This window comes from Psychrobacillus sp. Z3-81 (assembly GCF_056620325.1).
The window spans coordinates 16446-38690 of the sequence record NZ_JBWQPU010000005.1; the positions used below are offsets into that span (position 1 = coordinate 16446).

Annotated in this window: 22 protein-coding genes; 5 read left to right on the forward strand and 17 right to left on the reverse strand. The window is 38.4% G+C overall.

The window, feature by feature from the left end; translation table 11 throughout:
* Positions 1-2: 2 nt before the first annotated feature.
* The 7 genes from AC1ECF_RS07150 to fadH form a co-directional block, all read right to left on the reverse strand.
* Positions 3-1442, reverse strand: coding sequence for a hypothetical protein (locus tag AC1ECF_RS07150; RefSeq protein WP_480388712.1), 1440 nt, complete (start codon positions 1440-1442; stop codon positions 3-5).
* Between the two features lie 162 nt (positions 1443-1604).
* Positions 1605-2456, reverse strand: coding sequence for an ABC transporter permease (locus AC1ECF_RS07155; RefSeq protein ID WP_480388713.1), 852 nt, complete (start codon positions 2454-2456; stop codon positions 1605-1607).
* A gap of 2 nt (positions 2457-2458) precedes the next feature.
* Positions 2459-3388, reverse strand: coding sequence for an ABC transporter ATP-binding protein (locus tag AC1ECF_RS07160; protein WP_480388714.1), 930 nt, complete (start codon positions 3386-3388; stop codon positions 2459-2461).
* The gene (locus AC1ECF_RS07165) at positions 3385-5784 is read right to left on the reverse strand and encodes a hypothetical protein (RefSeq protein ID WP_480388715.1); all 2400 of its coding nucleotides are present in this window, start codon (positions 5782-5784) and stop codon (positions 3385-3387) included. Before AC1ECF_RS07165 ends, AC1ECF_RS07160 begins: the two co-directional genes overlap by 4 nt.
* Positions 5785-5846: 62 nt before the next feature.
* A complete protein-coding gene (locus AC1ECF_RS07170) occupies positions 5847-6722 on the reverse strand; it encodes a LysR family transcriptional regulator (RefSeq protein ID WP_480388716.1) in 876 nt (291 codons plus the stop codon).
* A 90-nt stretch (positions 6723-6812) separates the two neighbouring features.
* Positions 6813-7265, reverse strand: a complete 453-nt coding sequence (gene cbpB / locus AC1ECF_RS07175) for a cyclic-di-AMP-binding protein CbpB (RefSeq protein WP_480388717.1) — start codon at positions 7263-7265, stop codon at positions 6813-6815.
* Positions 7266-7381: 116 nt separating this feature from the next.
* Positions 7382-8149 (reverse strand): 2,4-dienoyl-CoA reductase, encoded by a 768-nt coding sequence (fadH, locus tag AC1ECF_RS07180; protein WP_480388718.1) that lies wholly within the window; start codon positions 8147-8149, stop codon positions 7382-7384.
* 187 nt (positions 8150-8336) lie between these two features.
* Between fadH and AC1ECF_RS07185 the strand changes: the two genes are divergently transcribed.
* Positions 8337-8804, forward strand: coding sequence for a YkyB family protein (locus tag AC1ECF_RS07185; RefSeq protein ID WP_480388719.1), 468 nt, complete (start codon positions 8337-8339; stop codon positions 8802-8804).
* A 548-nt stretch (positions 8805-9352) separates the two neighbouring features.
* Here the strand turns inward: AC1ECF_RS07185 and AC1ECF_RS07190 are convergent.
* The 7 genes from AC1ECF_RS07190 to AC1ECF_RS07220 all read right to left on the reverse strand — a co-directional run bounded on the left by AC1ECF_RS07190 (position 9353) and on the right by AC1ECF_RS07220 (position 15135).
* Positions 9353-10258, reverse strand: coding sequence for a chemotaxis protein CheW (locus AC1ECF_RS07190; RefSeq protein ID WP_480388720.1), 906 nt, complete (start codon positions 10256-10258; stop codon positions 9353-9355).
* Positions 10259-10325: 67 nt separating this feature from the next.
* Positions 10326-11192, reverse strand: coding sequence for an NAD(P)-dependent oxidoreductase (locus tag AC1ECF_RS07195; RefSeq protein ID WP_480388721.1), 867 nt, complete (start codon positions 11190-11192; stop codon positions 10326-10328).
* Positions 11193-11331: 139 nt separating this feature from the next.
* Complete coding sequence (locus AC1ECF_RS07200; protein WP_480388722.1) at positions 11332-12567, reverse strand: hypothetical protein; 1236 nt, start codon at positions 12565-12567, stop codon at positions 11332-11334.
* Positions 12560-13714 carry a DUF58 domain-containing protein gene (locus AC1ECF_RS07205; protein ID WP_480388723.1) on the reverse strand — a complete coding sequence of 385 codons (1155 nt, stop codon included), beginning with the start codon at positions 13712-13714 and terminating at the stop codon, positions 12560-12562. The genes AC1ECF_RS07200 and AC1ECF_RS07205 overlap by 8 nt, the downstream gene beginning before the upstream one ends.
* Entirely contained in the window at positions 13711-14649 is a 939-nt protein-coding gene (locus AC1ECF_RS07210; protein ID WP_480388724.1) for an AAA family ATPase, read from the reverse strand. The genes AC1ECF_RS07205 and AC1ECF_RS07210 overlap by 4 nt, the downstream gene beginning before the upstream one ends.
* Positions 14646-14849 (reverse strand): Spo0E family sporulation regulatory protein-aspartic acid phosphatase, encoded by a 204-nt coding sequence (locus AC1ECF_RS07215; protein ID WP_480388725.1) that lies wholly within the window; start codon positions 14847-14849, stop codon positions 14646-14648. The genes AC1ECF_RS07210 and AC1ECF_RS07215 overlap by 4 nt, the downstream gene beginning before the upstream one ends.
* Before the next feature lie 97 nt (positions 14850-14946).
* Positions 14947-15135 carry a hypothetical protein gene (locus AC1ECF_RS07220; protein ID WP_480388726.1) on the reverse strand — a complete coding sequence of 63 codons (189 nt, stop codon included), beginning with the start codon at positions 15133-15135 and terminating at the stop codon, positions 14947-14949.
* Between the two features lie 294 nt (positions 15136-15429).
* Between AC1ECF_RS07220 and AC1ECF_RS07225 the strand changes: the two genes are divergently transcribed.
* From AC1ECF_RS07225 to AC1ECF_RS07235, 3 genes are all read left to right on the forward strand, one after another.
* Complete coding sequence (locus AC1ECF_RS07225) at positions 15430-15618, forward strand: YkvS family protein (protein WP_480388727.1); 189 nt, start codon at positions 15430-15432, stop codon at positions 15616-15618.
* A gap of 173 nt (positions 15619-15791) precedes the next feature.
* Positions 15792-16403 carry a CPBP family intramembrane glutamic endopeptidase gene (locus tag AC1ECF_RS07230; protein ID WP_480388728.1) on the forward strand — a complete coding sequence of 204 codons (612 nt, stop codon included), beginning with the start codon at positions 15792-15794 and terminating at the stop codon, positions 16401-16403.
* A gap of 27 nt (positions 16404-16430) precedes the next feature.
* Entirely contained in the window at positions 16431-17021 is a 591-nt protein-coding gene (locus AC1ECF_RS07235) for a hypothetical protein (protein WP_480388729.1), read from the forward strand.
* 185 nt (positions 17022-17206) lie between these two features.
* Here AC1ECF_RS07235 and AC1ECF_RS07240 read toward each other — a convergent pair whose 3' ends face one another.
* Positions 17207-17650 carry a MarR family winged helix-turn-helix transcriptional regulator gene (locus AC1ECF_RS07240; protein ID WP_480388730.1) on the reverse strand — a complete coding sequence of 148 codons (444 nt, stop codon included), beginning with the start codon at positions 17648-17650 and terminating at the stop codon, positions 17207-17209.
* 74 nt (positions 17651-17724) lie between these two features.
* Positions 17725-18768 (reverse strand): ATP-binding protein, encoded by a 1044-nt coding sequence (locus AC1ECF_RS07245; protein ID WP_480388731.1) that lies wholly within the window; start codon positions 18766-18768, stop codon positions 17725-17727.
* A gap of 189 nt (positions 18769-18957) precedes the next feature.
* Here AC1ECF_RS07245 and AC1ECF_RS07250 point away from each other — a divergent pair, with 189 nt between their 5' ends.
* A complete protein-coding gene (locus AC1ECF_RS07250) occupies positions 18958-20718 on the forward strand; it encodes a B12-binding domain-containing radical SAM protein (RefSeq protein ID WP_480388732.1) in 1761 nt (586 codons plus the stop codon).
* A 143-nt stretch (positions 20719-20861) separates the two neighbouring features.
* On the opposite strand, the gene AC1ECF_RS07255 is transcribed toward AC1ECF_RS07250, so the two are convergent.
* Positions 20862-22232, reverse strand: coding sequence for a TrkH family potassium uptake protein (locus AC1ECF_RS07255; protein WP_480388733.1), 1371 nt, complete (start codon positions 22230-22232; stop codon positions 20862-20864).
* Positions 22233-22245 lie beyond the last annotated feature (13 nt).

Sequence of the window (22245 nt, forward strand, 5' to 3'; positions counted from 1 at the left end):
TCCTAATTGTTTTCTACTGAAGAAAAGTAGTCTTGAACAATTCTTTGTAAGTCAGATGGTAGCTGCATACGCTGGGAGCTTTTGAGGTAGGAGTCACTGTACTCATTAATTACCTCTTCATAAGGTCTTACAGTCCCTTTCGTTACTGGGCCCTCTGCCTCCTGCTCGCTAGCTGCTTGCCCTTCTCCTAGCTTTCCTCCATCCACGCTTGTGGATCCAGAGCCTCCGATTCTAGAAGGGATGGAAAGTAAATCTCTTCCCCCTGAGCCTTGACCAGCTCCACTACCACCCTGACCTGAACCGGAACCTGAGCCAGATCCTGAACCTTGACCTTGACCCTGTCCTTGACCCTGACCCTGTCCTTGACCCTGACCTTGACCTTGACCCTGCCCTTGACCCTGTCCTTGTCCTTGACCTTGTTGTCCCTGCCCTTGACCTTGTTGACCCTGTCCTTGTTGGCCGCTTCCCTGTTGCCCTTGGTTTTGGCCAGCCTGACCGTTTCCTTGCTGGCTTTGTCCCTGTTGTGTATTACTGTTGCTTTGGTTATTAGTACTCTGACTGTTTCCTTGAGCTAAATTTCCAGCGTTGAAGGGAAGTCTTTTCCCCATGTTACTTAGGGAGGTTTGAGCGTTTCCTGCACTATTCGCAAGAGACTGATTTGCATCCTCTAACGCTGCTAGCTCCTTTTGCTCCTCGGCTGTTAAAGAGGATTCACCAGAGCCCTCCTCCGAAAGCTTCTTCTTTTCCTCTAACTTTTGCTCCTTTAACGCCAGCTCTTTCTGCTTTTTCACGAGCTCCCGTAGAGCTTCCTCTGCATTTTCTGCATCCTTCAGCTTTTCCTTTAACTCTTGGACCTCTTTTTTCACAGATTCGGGGAGATCTTTTTTCTCCAGCTTCTCTATCTCTTTTTTCATTTCTTGAACAATTTTCTTTTCTTCCTCCACATCCTTCGCCTCTAACTGAGTTGCAGATGGAAGTGCGTAAAGAACAAGCACGAAGGCCAGCATCAAAAGCATCCCGAAGAATGTTTTCGGTTTAAAGAAGAACTTCTTCCTCTTTTTAAAGCCTTCATACGCCTGCTTACTATCCGCCAGTGCCTTCTGTACAAGCCCTTTTGCTAAATCGGACGTTTCTTTTAAAAACGAAACAGCTGAGATAAGAAGATTATCCTTAAAAAACGAATCCAACTCTCGGATAGCAGCATCTGTCGATGGTCTCTTCCAAAATGCATAAACACATACAGAAAACAGCACGACACTTCCCGAAAGCAGTGCAATCTCGAGATAAAAAGGTAAGACAAACAGTCTGGAAATTAGCAGAATAGCAGCGCTCACTGCTAATCCAAACAACAGACCTGTTTGCAGCATTCTGATAACATATTCGAATGTAAGGCTGCGTTTTGCCTTCTTAATGAAATCGATTAGGTGATTTCTGCTATTCATCTATTTTCCTCCTTGTTATTTTTTATCCCGCATTAAGGGACAGTAAGACTCCCACTTCAAGATGGCAAAAGAAATGAGACGGCTAAGTGGAAGGTCAACTGTCCCTAAAAGCCCGATTGGTTCAACTAATGCTTGGTGGGGGATAAAGAAACCCCCCACCAATCAAAGTTTCACTTTATTTTTGTTCATTTTTACGCGAAGCTTCTTGACAGATATAAATACAGTTAAAACTGTTAGTAGAATATAAAAAATTGCATACGTTGCCCAAACTGGAAAATCGATATTAGTAGTTTCATTAATAAAATCATTAGACCCTGGAGTAACCAATGTCATCATAAGGACAATTGGATTGATACCAGCAAAAAAGTACCCAACTGGCGAAGAGGAAAAAGTGCCGCTTGCCATACTGCTCATCCCGGTAATGACTAAGTAAATAAAGCCAGTGACTGCCGTTAAGAATATCATTGTTCCATATGTCGCAATCATAGCTACAATGGTTTTTCGAATGATTGTAGAATACATAATACCGATTCCACCGATAGCCAGCATGGTTAAAAAGAAATACAAGAATATTAACCCAAGCTGACCAGGAGATACTCCTCCAAATAAGAACACTAGGCTATAGATAGGAAGACCTGCTACCATCAGTAAAACTAAAAACGAGATAGAGGAAGTAAGCTTTCCTACAATGATTTGAAAAGATGTTTGAGATGTAGTTAATAAAATATTTAGTGTTTGCTTTTCTCTTTCAGAGCTAATTGCCCCGGCAGTAAGACCAGGAGTGATAAATAAAATTAACCCTAGCTGAATGAACGTCAGCATAATAAACATGAAAAAGCTTTCCTCTGGTCTAAAATAACCTGTTCCAGTAAAGGAAGTGGTAAGCATGATAAAGCCGAATACAAACACAGACATAGCAATCAAGTAAAATAAAATACCTATAAAGCTCTTTAAGGAGCGAAAGCGAAGTTTTATCTCTTTCGTCAAGACTGGATTAGAAAATACCTGCTTCATCATTATTTCGCTCCCTTCGTAATTTCCATAAAGACATCCTCTAGATCTGTTTCCGCTTCTGAGAATGAGATGATTCGAATGTCAGCATCCATCGCCTTCTTCAATAAACTAATCTGATCATCCTCCGACCCTCTATAACTAAATGTGACAGTATGTTTTACTTCATCTGTCTCTACTTTGGAAGCGAATGGATCTTCTTCGAAGAAAGTAGCTGCATGTTCAAGTAAGCCTTTGACTTTGACTGTGATGTATCTCTCGCCAGCAAGCTGAGTCTGTATTTCTGATACAGAGCCATGTGCAATCAAGCGGCCGCCATCGATTACCCCAATTTCATCACACATTTCCGCTAACTCGGGCAGAATATGGGAGGAAATTAAAATAGTTTTTCCCATATCCTTTAATTGTCTTAGTATATCCCGCATTTCGATACGTGCCCTAGGGTCTAATCCGGATGCTGGTTCATCGAGTATCAATACCTTTGGATCATGAATAAGCGCTCTCGCCAAGCAAAGTCGCTGTTTCATCCCTCTCGATAATAGGTCTACATATGAATATCTTTTATGAGATAGATTAACAAGTTCTAAAAGCTGTGGAATGAGTACTTGACGCTCTGCCTCTGAGATACCGTAGGAGGCACCATAAAAGTCTAAATACTCATCAGCCTTTAACTGATCATACACACCAAAAAAGTCTGGCATGTAGCCTATTTGTTTTCTAACCTCATGTGGCTCTGTTCGAACACTTTTTCCATTTACAAATGCTTCACCGGAGGTTGGCTCTAAAAGTGTTGCCAATATAGAAAAGGTTGTTGATTTACCTGCACCATTCGCACCAACAAATCCAAATACAGTTCCTTCTTGCAAGGAAAGATTTAAATCATTTAAGGCATAGAAGGAGCCATACTTTTTGGTAAGTCCTTTAATTTCTATCATTTCGATACATCCCCTTTCACACGAATCTCTGGCAGTCTTGTATAAGGGTCACCATGCATCGATTTTTTAATCAATTTATATCGGACCTCACCATCTGGGTTAATATATCTCTCTAAATCTTCCGTCACAGTAAAACGGCTTTCCTCAATTGCTTCATACAGTTCTGTTTGATAGTTATAGACCTCTACTGTTAAATTATTTCGATCTGTATTAGCTACCTGCAGCTGTTTATAGGTTACCTTCTCTCTCGGAAGTGTATCAGGCATACTCCAACTCACTTGATATTCTCCATCGTCCAAATACCATTCCAGATTGGACGTATTCTCTGCAGGCTCCATCATTTTTCCGTATTCATCAGTCGTAATATCGATATCAAAAATAGTCGCTGGCAATACAAATTCCCCAGCAAATGTCGTTTCAGCTTGGAACGGCTGGATTAATAAATGAAGGGACGACAAATCTGCTTTTTTGTCTTTCAGCTCTACTGGTAGTAAATGATCCTCCGCAAAGCCTGTAATAGCAGGACTATTGCCTACTTGGTCTAGCAATTTACTAGAAGAATATAAAGACTGCATTCTTTGTGTCTTTAAATCCATATTACTTGTCGGATTAGTATACCAGTTACTGTTAATATAAGGATTTGCAGTAGGAGTCAGCATGACAGTACCTAAATCCTTATTGACTGAAATCTCTTCACCAGGCTGGATATCTCCAAGCTGAATGAGCTTTGTACCAGACCAAACGGCAGCATCCTTTACAGTAAAGCCAAAGTCATTCTTAATCGTACCAATTAGCTTACTAGCCTCTACTCGTAAATCCACATCAAAGCTTCCAACATTTTCGATTCGAGTACTACCGAACAAGGAGGAGACAGTCCAGTACCCAACATCCCGGAAGGTCAGCTCACTAGCTGAAGCACTTTTCTCTTGAATGACATTCTCATGTATATTGTCGGAACTTCCAGTTAATCCATTATAGTTTTGCTGAGCTGACATTTGCGTACTCGAAGGAGCCGTGAAAGTAAAATCTCCTCCTTTATTGCTCAACAAAGCTTGCGCATAATAGCCATTCACACTCTTGTCTTCATTTACATATAAGAAGGAGGAAGCTTGAACCTGTGGCTTTGCAATCCGGTCCTTTGCACCATAACCAAAAATTGCAGCTGAGGCAACAATAGATATAACAGGGATAATAACCCAAGCATATTCTCGCTTATCCTTTCTCTTCAGCAGGAAGTAAAGCAACGGACCAACTAAAATCATATAAATAATAACGATTGTTATCATAAGTGGGGTAGAAACCTTAAAAGAACTAAATAAAGAATTCGTATTTCCTACCTCATAAATCAAGTTATCTAAAGGATAATAACCGTAATTCATACTCGTATTGTTTTGCTTCTTTACGGAGTTTAATAATGTCAGCATCAAATCCTTATATACTGGATCCTTTGCTAATGGGTCATCTCCAAGAGAAAAGGTTGTTTGAATAACTGCCCCGCTTCCAATCTGTTGCTTTGCAGCTACAATATGCTCTCCCAGTTTAAATAGCGGTACAGCACCTTCTTTCAAGGAAGAATCATAGATTTTCAAATCATTTGTCAATACATTCTTCCCAGTTAACGGCTTTACTTCTTCTGGTGAAAGAGTAGCTGTAGAACTAGACAGTGTAAGAGGCAGGTTTTCCGCTAGCAGGCCAAGCTCTGCTGCAGTGTTATCCGATGCACCTACAAGTAGATAGCCCCCATTTGCAACATAATCCTTTATCGCCTGTTGCTGCCTTTCCTCTAAATCAGCAAGTACATATTCATCTACAATAAGGAAATCTGCCATTTCCCAGGCAACCGCTTCATTGGGAAAGCTAAAATGAGTTTGCTGTGCTAAATGGAACACTTGGTTATTATTTTTTAACTGCTTAAACACGCCTAGCCTGTCTGCACTGTCCGTAAGTGTCATGTAGAAAAAAACAGAAGGATCTGAAAAATTAGCTCTCAGGTTCTTAGTCCCTTTATAATCGATAGACTTTCCTTTTTCCCAGCCGCCTTCATAGAAATGGATTGATTTGGTATTCGGATTATTGTTGTACATATAATCTTCCCCAAGACCCGCTAGTGCCAGCTGTATCGTTTTCGTTTCACCCGCTGCAATATCAAATGGGATCACTTGCCCACTACCTAGTGAATAGCTTTCCATTACATCTAAAACGATATCACCTGAAAACGCATCTCCCGTATTTTCAACAGTGATGGTAATAGGAAGTCCTTTACCGAGTTTAGCCTTTCCGTTTACTCCTGCTGTAATCTTTACTTGAAGAGTTGGTTCTGCAGCTGCACTTATTGGCAATAAATGAACGAATAAGAAAATAGCTATGAATGCCAAGGCAAGCTTTTGAAAGCGCATAGTATGTCCCCCTTAATTTATACATATATATAATTAGTACGTTTCTAAAGCATGTAGGTTCCTTAATAAAGATTTTTTGTGTATCTTCCGACAATTTTCACAAAAGCTTCCACCTGTGGTAAATCAAAAGCTGATTCATAGCCAATTAACCAAGTATCTCTTGTCAGTTCAAACTCCTCCTCATTATTCGTTAAAGGAATTTTGTTTACCTGCTCTTTTCCAGTTAACGTGATAGAGGGTAGTATTGCATAACCAATTCCATTTAACGCCATTTGCTTACAGGTTTCGATTTGATCCACAATAATCTGTCTCTTCGGATTGATAGAGAAATGCTTTTGCCACCATTGCTGGATTTCTTGATAATAATTTGAATCACTTTTAAATTGAATAAATGGTTTTTCTGTAGTCAGCACATCATCGATCGAGGTCATCTCTTGGTCAACTAAATACATAGTGTCTCGAAACAAATGAATTTTTTTCCCCTTCCAATCTGTTTGCCCCCTTACAATCCCGATTTGCGCTTCCCCATCATAAATCGACTTCACAATTTCCGAGCTCCATCCTGTAAGAAGCGATATTTTTGCCTCGGGATACGTTTGGACAAACTCCTTTAATACTTTTGGGAGCCAGTTTTGCCCCACAATAGATGCACATGCAATTTTAAGAGTACCGTGCACTTTGGAGGTTAAGGATTGTATCGCTTCAAATACCTCCTCCTTTTCCTCCAGCATTTTATTGGCAAAATTAATTACCAGCTCTCCCTCAGGCGTAGGGGTAAGGCCTTTTTGCGAGCGCAAGAAAAGCTTTGCTTGCCACTCTTTCTCTATAGTTTGTAGTCTTAAAGATAACGCAGGCTGTGAGAGAAATAATCTTTCAGCAGCCTTACGCATATTTTGCTCCTCCGCTAAAATCTTAATGATATAAAAATCTGAAGTCATATGGGCCCCTCTTTTCTTTTCACTCGTCCTTTATTCCTCAAAAAAAGAAGACCCTTTCAGTTAAAAAGGCCTTCTTTTGTTTGTATTTAATTATACTTGAGTTTCATTTGTTTGGTATAAATACTTCTTCATTTGTTTTAAAATAACGCGTCTTGTCAAAATCCCTAAAAAAGTATTTTCATCATCCACTACACAGACATACGGATTATTCACCAGTAAATCTAATCCACGTTGAAACTTATCCTCGATATGAATCGTAGCTATATCGCTTTTCATAATTTCATCTACTTTTATTTCCGGGAGGCGTTCATATTCGATATGTTCCATCCCAAGTATTTCATCTGTAATTTGCTGTGCACTGATAAGCCCTTGTAATCGATATTTTACGTCTAATACAGGAATAGAGGAATAGCCTGTCTTTGTTAGTACAAGCAATGCATGCTCTGCATTATTACCTAATTGGACATGGGCAACCTTTTCAGCTGAAATGATATAGTCCTTAATAGGCCGTTGTAAAAAATCCTTACTACTTACAATAATCATTGAATTCTACTCCTTTGTTTTGTTTCCATTTAAATGAAAACAAACCCTATAAAGCTTATGATAGCATAAAAAAGGAATAAAAAACTATGAAATCGTTTACATATATTCATAATTTTTTAGAATGGGAATTGATTAAGCCATTGTCCGCCATCAAGCGTTACAATCTCTCCATTCATATAAGAAGCCTTGTCAGATAGCATAAATGCCGCAAGCTCCGCAATCTCCTCTGGTTTTCCAAGACGACGTAATGGGACAGATTGAATCGTTCTTTTCGCTGCCTCTTCAGATTCCCATAGCTTCCCTGCTCCTCCAGTTCTCTCGATTGGTCCAGGTGCAATTGCATTCACTCGGATACCATACTTACTGCCCCATTCAACTGCTAACGTTCGAGTTAATGACATAACACCTGCTTTTGCAGCTGCAGAATGCACTACTCCAACACCAGCACCCCATGCATAGGTTGCTAGCATATTAATCATGCAGCCTTTTGTCCCTTTCTCAATCCAATAGTTTCCTACTGCATTGGAGCAATAAAATGTTCCGTTTAATACAATATCAATAACAGCCTTCCAACCATTAGGGGAAAGTTTTGCACTTTCAACTATAAAGTTCCCTGCCGCGTTATTGATTAAACCGTCAATACCACCAAATGTTTGATCTGTAAACTCAACCATTGCAGCAACATGCTCTGGGTTCCGTACATCCATTTGAAAAATCGCTATCTCACTACCATATGCTTTTATTTCCGTTTTCGCGCTTTCTAGCTTTTCTAAATCTCTCCCAGTAATGACCACGTTTGCTCCCTCTGAGACAAACTTCATCGCCATATGCTTCCCCATCCCACTTGATCCACCTGTAACAATAATTGTTTGGCCTTTTAACATTGTCATACACCCCTTTTTAATGAATGAACATTCACTCATATAATACCATATAAATTCATTTGATTCACAATTCAAAAATTTATTTCCCTAAGTATTTTAATAAAATAATATTTTTTGTTTATTCTACACAAATGCAAGGAAAATTGGTATGATAGTTCTATCATTTCGTATAAAGGAGGGAGATTATATGCCGGATAATAATTCTAGTCAACAGCTCGCTACAGCTATCTATACAGTTAATAGACATGCTAAAACTGCAATAGATAATAAACCACTTTATGAGCTTAAAAAACAGGCAATTCAAAAAATGCTCAAGGAAAATAAAGCGAAGAAAATTGGTCTACATTTCGTTCGCAACCCCAAAAAAAGTCAACAGCAATCCTCCGTACTAATCCAATGTGCTGATTATTATTTTCATATGATTCCTGTGAAGGAAGACTTTAAAATTCTCCCGCACCTTGGGCATCTCGATGACAATTATCGAAACCCTATTAGAAAAATGAACCTTCGAACGGCGAAGCAAATACTCCTTGACTATCTTGGACCTCAATATACTTACACAAAAATAAAGAAGCCGACAAAGAGTTGTGTTTCGAAATACACGAAGGTACCTAACAAACTCCCTCAACGGATGAAGTCTTATTTTGACAGATAATTCAATTTTCTTATATGCAAGGAAGGGGTGTCCCATAAGTTTTCTGCTTATGGAGACACCCCTTTCTTCTTAGACAAATATCTGCTGTAACAACGTTTTCCTAACCAACTTCCTGTTGGCCCACAGAAAGGTCCGACGCAGCGGAGAACCCTCCCCTCCCCAAAATAAGCATAAGAAGGAGATTGAAAAAATTTCATTTCATTCTTAATGGGTTTTATCCTTTTGGAAATTTAATGATCAACATTCTTCCTTAGCAGGAACTCCCTATTGGTTCGGAGCAGCGTCGGCGACTCCTGCGGGAGCAGGGTGGTAGGTAAGCCAGCACAGCCACGCGCGTTAGCGATGGGTGCTGGCTTACCTAGGGGAGGGAAAACTAAGAACGTCACATCGTGTGACAACGTTTTCCTGACCAACATCCTGTTGGCCTCCACTCCAAGCGTCCGACGCAGCGGAGAACCATGGTGGTTCTCAAAAAAAAGAAAACACAAATGATTTTTATCAACCTAAAAGAATCATTCGTGCTCTCCAGCCAGTACCCCTAGCTTCCATTATAAAATATACTCGTCTATCTTTTTTACAAGCTCCTCTATCTCTGGCTTACTAACCTGCTCATTTGCACCAACCTGGTCTCCCTTATGACGAAGATCCTCTGTGATCAAGCTCGAAAAAATAAGCACAGGCAGCTTCGTTAGACCCGGATGCTCTTTTATTAATCGGGTTAACGTATGTCCATCCATTTGTGGCATCTCAATATCCGTAACCACCATCTGTACATGTTCTGAAATATCAGGGCTCACACGCTCTAAACTTTCCAAGTACTGAAAAGCATCTAATCCGTTCTCAAAAAATTCCGTATTTCCATATCCAGCTTGAGAAAGTGTCTCGTGCAAAAGCTTCCGAAGTAGGGGAGAATCTTCTGCAATAAGTATCTTCTTGTTAGATCTTTCTCTCGGGCCTAATTTTCGAATAGAGTCTACAAGAATACCTGATTCTGGATTAATGTTCACCATAATTCTTTCAAAATCCAATAATAACAGCATCTCATCTTCTCTTTTAATGACACCAATTACATGAGACGCTCCTCCTTGATACACTTCAGAAGGCTTCTCTATTTGATTCCAGGTGATTCGGTGAATCTTCGTTACATTTTCAACATGGAACACTACTTTTTGTTTGTTAAACTCTGCCACGATATATTTTTCCTTTTCTTTTTCAGAAGAAAAAGGGACGCCTAACACTCTTCCCATGTGGATAACAGGAAGCACCTCACCACGAAGCTGTATAATCCCTTCGATATGAGGATGTGCAAGAGGTATAAATGTTACGGGGATAGGCTGAATGATTTCCTTTACTTTTATTACATTGATACCATAACTACTATTTCCAACCTGAAACTCTACTATTTCTAATTCATTAGTTCCGCTCTCTAACAAAATACCTTGATCTATGCTCATGATTTGACTCTCCCTTTCTTATCTCAATTAATCCAATTGTATCATAGGGAGGTAAAAAATTACTATACTATTCGTACACTTTTATCAGGGCTTGAGTCCCATTTTCTCCATAACCTTCTTCAATCAATTGGTCATACATTGATTTTGCAAGAGCTAATCCTGGGAGCTGAATATTCATTTTCTCAGCTTCTTCTAACGCTATCTTCATGTCCTTTACAAAATGTTTGATATAAAAGCCTGGCTCGAATTTTTCAGCCAGTATTCTTGGCGCTAGGTTGCTTAGTGAAAAAGAGGCAGCTGCACCGGTTGATATCGATTTTAATACTTGTTCCAAATCTAACCCAGCTGCTTTTCCATATGCCAACGCTTCACAGACACCAATCATATTGGAAGCAATCGTTATTTGATTACACATCTTTGTATGCTGACCGGATCCTGCTAATCCTTGATATAAAATGGTTTCCCCGAAAGTCTCCAAGATTGGCAAGACATTCTCAAAGGTCTCTCGCTCCCCACCACACATAATCGAAAGCTTCCCTAGTTGTGCCCCTATATCTCCTCCTGAAACTGGCGCATCCAAAGCATGCATACCTAACTCTTTTGCCTTTTCAGAAATCTCTTTTGCTAAGCTAGGTGTAGAGGTCGTTAAATCAATAACCACTTGTCCAACCTGAGGGGAAACGAATATCCCTTCTTCCCCAAAGTATACCTCTTTTACATCACGAGGATATCCAACCATCGTAAATACTATTTCAGCGTCTTTAGCAGCTTCACTAGGATTGGTTGCCCAGTTTGCTCCTAATTGGAGGAGTTCTTCTGCCTTTTCCTTTGTTCTAGTATAAACCTTCACATCATGCCCAGCTTTTAATAAATGTTTGACAATACTTTTTCCCATTACTCCCGTGCCAATAAATCCTATTTTACTTCCACTCATTGTTTCCCCTCCTATGTGTATGTATATCCTTAGTGTAACAAAAAAAGAGGACCATCCAAAATAAATTCGGATGATCCTTAAAAAGGGGGAAATGAGAATGTTGCTGTGTTCAATATTAATATGCCCGCTTTTTAACTTCTTAAACCTCTTTTTTAAAAAAATTTTTATTTTTTATTTTTTCTATCGATTCCATGAAGATTTTTGCTTTATTTTCTTCAATAGTGACGCCCCCATAGCGAACCTCTTCATATATATCATAAAATTTTGAATCTACATTCCAAGCCATTCTATGAAACCATTCCCTAACAGTTTCATTTTTTCGACGTTCTAACTCATACTGCCTTGCTTCTGCTTCAAATTTCTTGTACTCCTCTCGGAGATAGGAGGATTCTATAAGATATAAAGAAGAGCTTGAATCACCATCATTCCTCTTCTTTTCGTCAGGCTCATAAGACTTGTTTTCATAAGTAATCGGATTTTCTACTTTGCTAAATATCTCAGGCTTTTTCTTTAGAAGAAAATAGACAGCCCCAGCAATCCCAACCGCTCCAAAAGCTACTAGCAGCCAATTCAAAAAGTCCAAACCACCTAGTGGCTCGTAATTCGTTTTTTCTGGCTGTTCCTCTAATTGCTCTCCTACTTCAGTAGAAGTTTGTATACTTTCTGGTTCAACCATGTTACTTTGGATCCATTCAATCAGGCTTTCTAATGGAGGGCCAACGATAAACATCAAAACTTTCAAAAACCCTTCCAACAGAAACCCTATCCCCACTCGTATAAACGGAAATAACAAATACACAAGAAAAGACGAGAGACTAACGATTAGCAAGCTTATGCCTATCCATAAAGTTAGCATTCTCTTGCTAATTGTATTCATTCGATCCGCAGCAGACCAAACGGCAATCAGCCGGGAAATATAAAATACTAGTATTCCTCCAATAAAGACTACGTACAATATCGGCAAATAACTTTTGTTGCTGGAGAGTAAAAATAGGTAGACCCCTACAAAGGAGATAAAGTAAAAAAGCAGAAAACTACTATCTAAAGTCTGCTCTTCCTGCTGTCTTTTAAACCGCGCATCCAATCTCCACATAGAAAACACAACGGAAATAAGATAAAGCCAAATAGAACCTGATAAAAGTGGTATTAGCACAACTACAGGTATTAGGAGAGTGGCATACTGTACACCTCTAAATTTGTTAATAACAATTTGCACACTGACAACGATTAGCAGCTGTAGTACAATCCATATAATCGGTAGCGAGAACATTGTTTGACGCTGTATGACGACAAAGAAAATCGCAACAATCCAAATATCCGCTAGATATTTTCCCAGGGACTGTGGTTGGGTGACAAACGTTTGACTATTATTCATGCTCTTTTCTCCTTACATTGTCACGCTGAAAAACAACAGCTCGCTGCTCCCAGCTATCTAGAATGGATTTATATCGTTCCGCACTATTTGTGACAACATAGACCGCTGTTGGCATTTCTTCATGTGCATTTATGTAAGCTAGCATTTTTTCAAAAGAAAGATAACTGGCGTTTGGAGAAATTAGTGACAGCAGCTCTAACGCTTGAATACGATGATTATCCCCACTACCAACTGGCATAGAGATGAACGGTGTTTTCCCTGTTGATCTTATGTTTATAGCAAAAGAAAAAGGGAGCTCCTCCTTGTAGCAAGCTTCTATATGAGATGCTAGCCAGGACAGCTTATCCTCAAAATCAGTAGTAATCCCATATTTCTCCACGACATTTACAACGAACAATACAGACACGTTAGCAACCTTTGTAAATACCTTCGTTTGAAGCGATTGCATTTTTGCTGAAGCTTTCCAATGGATATGATGGAACTGATCCCCCGGCTGATATTCTCTCGTGCCGACAAGTAAAAAGGGATCATCAAATAACGAGCTTTTTAGCTCCAAATGACCTTGCTTAAACCTCGAGGGAACCAAGTCCTCCGCAATCTGATATATCTTCGGAAACACTATGGCATCTGTTAAGATAAATGGATGATAGTCAAGTTGAATAGACCCATCCATTAAAGGATGGGGAATGCTTATTTCGAGCTGTTTTATACGAGCCTGTCCTCTTTGTATCCCTTGAATCGGTATACGAAGTTTTACTTTCTTTTTATAGCCTATTGAAAAGGGAATCTTGACTTCATGCAAACCTGCAGTGATTGTATTAGCCAATCCGATAGGCGAAACCGCTGATGGAAAGGAAATTTGAAGCGTACTATTCCATATCGGCAAGCCTTTGTTAATAAAGACTAATTCAAAATATCCATCCGTTCCAATCAATAGTCTTGTTCTTTTTTTCTCATTAACAAGCTCTAGTCCTTTCCCTACCCTTTTATAATAAAGCATCGCCACCAAAGTGATCAGTATAGGGACAGAAAGGATGGCTAGCAGTAAAAACTGCTGTAACAATAAAGCCAATATGAAAACAAAAAGCATTACAGACAAATAGCTTATACTAGCTTTCATACCAAAATCATGTCTTTTCCAAATCATTGCATGCTAGCCTCTACTGGTGCTTCAATACCTTCTAACAAGCCTTGCATAACATCAGTTAATGTATGCACCAGCATCCCCTCAGATGACAGCTTCATCCTATGTAAGCATACTGGTTCTACTACCTGCTTTACGTCATCAGGAATCACATAATTTCTGCCATGAAGAAACGCATATGCTTTAGAGGCTTGCAATAAAGCCAGAGAGGCACGACTGCTTAATCCAAGCTCTATAGAAGGATGATTCCTAGTACTCTGAATTATCTGAATTATGTACGTAATAATATCCTCATGAACTAACACTTCTTTTATTTCCTCTGACCATTTGTTTACTGCCTCTAACGTAACAACCTGCTTACTTTTTACTTTTCCTGGTTCTTTACCGAATTGCTGCAAAATCATTCTCTCTTCTTCCATGGAAGGATAATCAATCGATAGCTTGAATAGAAAACGATCAAGCTGAGCTGCTGGCAGCGGAAAAGTTCCTTGCTGTGACTCCACTGGGTTTTGGGTAGCAATAACCATGAAGGGCTGTGGCAGCTTAATCGTCTGTCCATCAATGGAAACCTGTTTCTCTTCCATCGCCTCTAATAAACTAGATTGTGTGCGCGGGGTTGCTCTATTAATCTCGTCTGCTAATAAAATATTAGCCATCACTGGTCCTGTACGTAGGATAAACTCATGCTTTTGCGGATGAAAGAAGCTGATTCCAGTGACATCGGAAGGTAGCACATCAGGGGTAAACTGTACACGCTTGAATTCTCCTTGAATTGCTTCTGCAAAGGCCTTAGCCATCATTGTTTTCCCAGAGCCTGGGACACTTTCAAGTAGGACATGCCCTTGGAGCAGTAGCCCCATTAGCATGAAATCTATCTCTATTTCTCTCCCTACTATCGCTTTGTTTAGCTCTCTTTTTAATTCTGCAACACTACTCATATAATCTCTCCCAATTTTTGGCTAAGGTCAGATTTCTCTTTTATATGTAACTTATTTACCTGACAATGGAACTCATTTAATAATCGATCTAATTCTTCACTCAAACGAATAGTTTCTCTGTTAGCTACACCATTCTCCACTGCAGATTGAATCATTTTTTCTCTCGTATATTCCATTTGATTTAAAATAGATTCTAGCATACGGTTTCGCCCTTTCGGAAAATGTAATATTTCTATCATTTTACCTGTTATTTCTATTAAATAAACCAGAATATAGAAATTCCAATGATACAAAAAATTAACTTCTCGGGTTCTTTAAATAAGTATATACTATTTTTCCCCCTTGCATAGCATTTCCAGAAAAGTATTTAAAATCCTCCCTTTTTACTAAAATTTCCCTAAAAGAAAGGAAATCTTCCTTGCTTATCTCTAAAAATTCGATTTCTCGATTCTTTAATTGCTCTATTTTTTCTTCATAATTTTCCACAAAAAAACACTCCTATTTCTTTTTAAAAGGTTACTTTCTATTTCCTTACTATATCAGCTTATTTCCTAACAATCCTACTCTTTTACAAAAACCCTTTTCGCGGAAGTGCCTATGATTGGATCTTTTTCCATTTCAGCATCTTATTGAAAATATCTTCATTTTGTTAGATATCAGTAAAAATTAAAAAACATATGAGTATTTTTAATTTAAAAACATTCTATGAAAATACTTTACGAACTTCTAGTTTTAGTGCAAACTGTATTATATTATGTTCTAGAGGGGTTGGGACAATCTATGAAAATAGCAGAAGTTGGCAATATAATAGAATTCAGAGATGGACTTCAAGGAATAGTAGAAAAAGTAAACGAAAATTCCGTCATTGTTGATTTGACTTACATGGAAAACTTCCATGAGTTAGAGTTAGAAGAAAAAACTGTAATTAACCATAAGCGTTATACAATTATACATAGCAATGACAATTAAAAACGGAGCCGTTCCTCTTAAATGAAGAACGGTTTTATTGATGAATGGACCCTCTACTTCTTGCCTCCTACTTTCCATCTCCTTATTCACAAAATCATAAGTGTTTTCCTCGCTTAATCGATTATTTTTTGGGGAACCTATAATTAGCCCTAATTTTAAAGGATGTGCTTTATTTGTTTAATAAAAAAACAATTATATGGTTAGTATTGCCTTTATTGCTTGCCTTTTTGTTTTATTGGCTTACTTATACTAATGAAAAAGTTTTTTGGTATTTCTACTCATTTACAACCCTCTTCTTAGCTGCCATTGCTTTTTATGCAGGAGATATAAAGGACGAGCTCAAAACGTTACCATTTCTAGGTTATGGTCTGTTATTTGGAGGCCTTTCCTACCTTTTTGTTTTATTAGCGTATAAACTGGTCGAGATTTTACCGTTTTTCTCCACAAAGGGAGTTAGAACCTTTTTAGAGGATTTTGGACCAAGCAACTTATGGCATTTTATTTTGTTGTTTATCATCATCGTTCCGGGGGAAGAATTATTTTGGAGAGGTTTTTTACAAAGTCACCTAAAGAACTTAGTATCCCCTATTTATGCAATTGTCATCTGTGCAGTTCTGTACGGTGCATCATTTCTATTCAGTGGATTCTATCTTGGAACAATAGTATTTACTGTTCTCGGCGCTGCATACGGAATTCTATACGAATGGAAAAAAAGTATGCCACTCATCATCGTGGCGCACATTACGTTACTCGTACTCTTTTTCATCATCTTGCCAGTTGCATAAAATTCTAACTAGAAGGAGCTGACAACTATGAAAAAACTATCTTCTTTATTCATTCTACTCATCTTATCTGTTCTGCTAACAGCTTGTGGCTCAACAGAAACAGATGTTGTGTTGGATGAAACTCCGGAAGACACAGAAGAAGGCCCTTATACAGAGGAAACAACAAATGTTTCGAAAGAAGAGGATGCAACAGAAGAACCGTTAAATGGATCGACAGTTGAAAGTGACAATCTAAACTATTCTATGACAGTAGCGGATGGATTTGAGCTTACTGGCGAAGAGCCAAATAGGGATCTTGTGTTTAACCAAGAAAACGATAAACAGTCCATGAGAATTGAATTAATCGAACCTGGAAATGTACATGATGAAGCAGCAAACCTCGTCAATACATTGCAGGGTTCAAACGCCAACGGTACGGTGGAAGAGATTAAAGACGACTATTTCCTTCCAGAAGGTGAAGAAGTCTATGGCTATGAAATTGAAACCGAGGAAGGAAAAGTTTACGGCTATTCCTATACACAAGGTGAATTAGGCGTGAAATTAACCATTTTTGATACAAAGGAATCTCCAGCAATCGATACCTTTATAAAAATGGCTAAAACAATTAAATTGAAATAAAAACTTCGGGCCTTACCTGGCTCGAAGTTTTTTTAGAAAGAGAAGTATCTATTCATTTTTTCAAGAGCTTTCCTCTCCAACACCCAACCTCTCGAGTAAGTTTCACTAAAGGAAAATGCGGTGGCTAAATGTCTTCTCCCAGGCTTCCCATTTTGTTGGGAGGGGCATAGATACTTGAGCCATTCTTAAGACAAGTTCTTTATAGATAATCCTAGTTTTTTCAGCAATTCTATCGCTTGAAGCTTTTCTTCCTCTGACAATGCAGCCATTAACTCTTCCAGTTCTGCTTCATGTCGAGGAAAAAGATTTCCCATGAGGCTTTTCCCTTCCTCTGTAATCTCTGCATAGGTCACCCTTCGATCGGTATCGCTAGAAACTCTTCTAATATAGCCTCTACCCTCTAGTTTATCTACTACATAAGTAATTGAACCACTTGCCAAGAGGATTTTGTTCCCTATTTGCTGTAGAGGCTGGTTTCCTTTATGATAAAGTAACTCTAAAACCGCAAATTCCGTAGGATTTAAGCCATTATCTTGAAAAAATTGATTGGTGCATTCATGGATCACTTTATGTGCTCTAGAAAGTACAATAAATAATTTTAAAGCACTATTGGATGATTCCTTTGTCATTGTTTACCCCACCTAAAATGATTACGTTATGACTAATTATAATGGGGATAATCTAATATTGTCAAAACAGTGTTTTAAAAATATTTTGGAAAGTAAAAATATAAACTAGTACCTTCCATCACTTTGCTTTCTACATCAATTCTCCCCTTATGCGCCTCCATTACTCGAAGCATATGAGGTAAACCGAGACCTGTCCCAGAGATCTTTGTAGTAAAAAAAGGCGTGAAGATTTGGGCAAGATGCTCTTCTTGAATGCCTACCCCTTCATCTACTATTTTAATTCCAATTTCCACATCTGTTTCAAACTCTTCGATATGAATCTTTCCTTTATCTGTCATTGCCTCCATTGCATTTTTAATCGCATTAATGAAGACCTGCTTTAATAGCTTCCTATTTCCAATGATTTGTGTATCTTTTGGTAACTGAGAGGAATACTGTAACTCAATCCCTTTCATAACCGCTTGAGGCGTCATAAATTGTATGATTTCTACTAGAAGTGAGCTAACTGAAAATGGAATATATTTATCCTCGATAGGCTTTGAAACCTGGAGAAACTCTGTCAAAATTTCTTCCATTCGATTTATTTCATGCTCGATTACATCTAGATATCTTTTTCCATCGCCGTCAGCTGTTTTTAAGAGTAGTTGAGTAAAGCCTTTTAAAGAGGTTATCGGGTTTCTTATTTCATGAGCAATACTTGCTGCTAAATGCCCTACTGTACTTAAAGCCTCTGAGTGTTCAAGCCTTTTTCTTATCGAGACCTTTTCCGTATCATCGAACAATTCTATCAGATACATATCAGCATCTGGCTGTTTAGATAAAATGAGATGCACATGCTTTTTTTCCCCATCCATTACTGTTAGCTCTGTAAATACTTCGGCTTGTCCGGTTTGAATTAAATCTTCAAACATGGTTTTCCAAACTGACTGATTCTTGGCTGTGGCAAAAAAATGCTGTATATTCAGTGTGAATAAAGTTTCTCGATCCACTTTAAATATCTTTTCTACTGTGTGGTTGGCGTCTAATATAACTCCTTCTTTGTCTATAAAAATAAGCCCATTTGAGCATTGATGGAACACCTGCTCATATTTCTGTTTGTAATTATATTCAGCTAACACAAATTCACCGGCCCTTTCACAGAGTACTTCTAAGAGACCTCACTTCATTAGATAGATAATTCAAAAAAATTCGGTTAGGTTAGATTATTCCATACTAACCTATATATTCAAATGGTAAAATATAACTATATTGTCGACAAAGGGTTTCACTGTTACAATAGGTATGCAAAATAAAGGAGTTTAAAGATAATGAACATATTATTGACTACGTTGAACGCAAAGTATATCCATACTAATTTAGCCCTTCGCTGCTTAAAGGCTTATGCAGAACCAGACTATTCCCCCCTTCTTGTTGAATATACGATTAAAGATCCAACATTTAATATAGTGGCAGACTTGTACCAAAAACGACCAAATATCGTTGGCTTTAGTTGCTACATCTGGAATATCGAAGAAACAATTAAAGTAATCAAGATGCTGAAGACAGTGGATCCTTCAGTAATCATCGTTCTCGGTGGACCCGAGGTATCCTACGACACCAATGCTTGGCTTCGTCAAGTGAAGGAAATAGATTATATTGTTGTAGGCGAAGGAGAACACTCATTTAAAGAGCTGCTCGACTATCTGCATGGCAAAAAGACACTAAAAGAAGTACCTGGAGTAGCATATGTGGTAGACGACAAATTTATTCTAAATCCGCTACCTCCAAAATTAGATTTGCGCGAAGCTCCCTCACCATTCCGTTTTGAAGAAGATATACCACATCTTTCTAAAAGAGTTACGTATATTGAAACTAGTAGAGGATGCCCGTTTTCCTGTCAATTCTGTCTATCTTCCATAGAAGTTGGCGTTCGTTACTTCAATAGAGAAAAGGTGAAGGACGACATTCGCTACCTAATGGCAAATGGAGCTAAGACTATCAAGTTTGTAGACAGAACCTTTAATATAAGTCGTAGCTATGCGATGGAAATGTTTCAATTTCTAATTGACGAGCATCTTCCAGGCGTGGTATTCCAATTCGAGATAACAGCAGACATCATGAGACCGGAGGTTATCCAATTCCTAAACGAAAATGCTCCGGCGGGACTCTTCCGTTTTGAAATAGGTGTACAATCAACCAATGACCTGACTAATGAGTTAGTTAAAAGAAGACAAAATTTCGAAAAGCTCAAAAGAACTGTTACGATGGTAAAAAGCGGCGGGAAGATTGATCAGCATCTAGATTTAATTGCTGGACTTCCTGAAGAGGATTATGATTCCTTTAGAAATACATTCAACGAAGTATTTGCCATGCGACCGGAAGAGCTTCAATTAGGATTTTTGAAGCTTCTTCGAGGGACAGGACTAAGAGTTGAAGCAGAAAAATATGGGTATGTTTATGTAGACCAAGCCCCATATGAAATCTTTTCTAATAATGTTCTAACGTTTGATGATATTTTGAGAATCAAACAAGTAGAAGACGTATTAGAAAAGTATTGGAATGCCCATCGAATGGATGACACGCTTGAATACTTATTTGCACATGTTTTTGACACACCATTCGACTTTTTCCAACAATTCGGGACCTACTGGGAGGAACGAAATTGGTCGAGAATTGGTCACCAGCTAGAGGATTTATTTTCTCGGTTATACGATTTCTTGAAAACGGTCGAAGGTGTAAACCTAGCAGCTGTTAAAAGTGTAATGAAGCTCGATTATCTATCTAAGCAGAAGTTCCAACCACGTAAGCCTTGGTGGGAAAATGACCTACCAAAGGAGAACCAGTCAGCTATTTATAAAATGCTTATGGAAAATCCTTTGCTTGTAGGAGAAGAATTTGCAGCATTCCAATTGAACGAGCGAGAGCTATTTAAACAAACCTTTCTTACTCCTATCACCATTAATTTGGAAGCATACCAAAATGGCGAAATAAAAGAGCAGAATGGAATATTAATTACCACCTTCCGATTTAACGAGAAAGCCCATTTCTCTTTTTTGCCTCATGCCGATAGTAACATCACGGCCTTATAGAAGGAACACGCAACAAGCACTTACGAACCACAACGAGGGTACGTAAGTGCTTGTTGCTTTTTAGGGGTCCTAAATAATGGAGAATATGCGAAAGGATAGACAGGCATGTTAAAAAGCAGGCCTTCTATCCTTTTTAATGAGGTCTATCCAATAATCACTCGTTCTTTTGGATAATGATATTTTGTTTTATTTCTTCCTCCCCCTAGCGTAAACAGGAAGGAAATTAATCCAACTCGTCCAATAAACATTAAACCCATTATGACAATCTTTCCTATTGTACTCAGGTTGTCCGTGATTCCAAGCGACATTCCGCAGGTTCCAAATGCGGAGGTAATCTCAAAAATTAAGTGAGTTACTGGAATATTCTTCTCTGTAACAGATAATAAAAGAGTAGCCCCTAGCACCATAAAAGCTGCCAGTATAATCACTGCAAATGCCCGAAATACATCAGCTAATTCTATTTCTCGACGAAATACTTGTATGCTGTCATTACCTCTTGAAAAATTGAAAAGGAAGAGGATTGCAATTGCAAGGGTAGTTGTCCGAATCCCCCCACCAACTGAGCTTGGTGACGCCCCTATAAACATTAATGCACTTAGTAAAAAATTTGTCCCTTCTTGAAATTCCGTAATATCGAAGGTAGTGAGTCCCGCTGATCTTGTCGATACGGAATGAAAGAATGACGTAAAAAGCTTTTCATGCCAAGGCATACCCTTTAGAGACTCAGTCATTTCTAGCAAAAATATCATAACTGTTCCAAATACTAATAAGATGGCAAACGTAATGGTCGTCAGCTTTGTAAATAATGAAAAGCGGAAATTTTTATTTTTATTCGACAAGAATTCTTTTACTTCAATAAGAACCGGAAATCCTATAGCACCAAAAATAATTAAAATACTAGTCATAATCTGTATAAAATAATCATGATGATATGGCTTTAATGAATTGCCTGTAATATCAAAGCCCGCATTAGTAGTAGCAGAAACAGATGTAAATATTCCATGCACTAAGGCCTCTTTAAAGGTGTCGTAATACTGAGTGAAATACAATGTTAATATAATTGCACCAATTACCTGTATGAGCAACAGAATCTTTACTATCTCGCGGATAAGGTTTACCACACCAGATAGTTTAGACTGATTATGGTCCACCATGATGAGCTGTCTCTCTCTTAGACCAATCTTCTTTCCTGAAATCAACCATATAAATGTTCCTATCGACATAATCCCAATCCCGCCAAGCTGTAAGATCAGGACAATCATAAAATAGCCAAAGTTTGTATACGTCTGGGATACATCAATGGTGGTTAATCCAGTAACACTTACTGCACTAACAGCAGTAAAAACACTATCAATAAAATCAATTCTTACACCAGGACGATATACTCCTGGAAGGTTAAGCAGGATAACAGAAACCCCTATCGCAAGAAAATAGTAAACGACTATTATTTGCGCCGGACTAAATTTCATGCTCGTTCGTAAAGTATTTTTATTCATCCATAATGTCCTTTCCATTTAACTCCTGTGA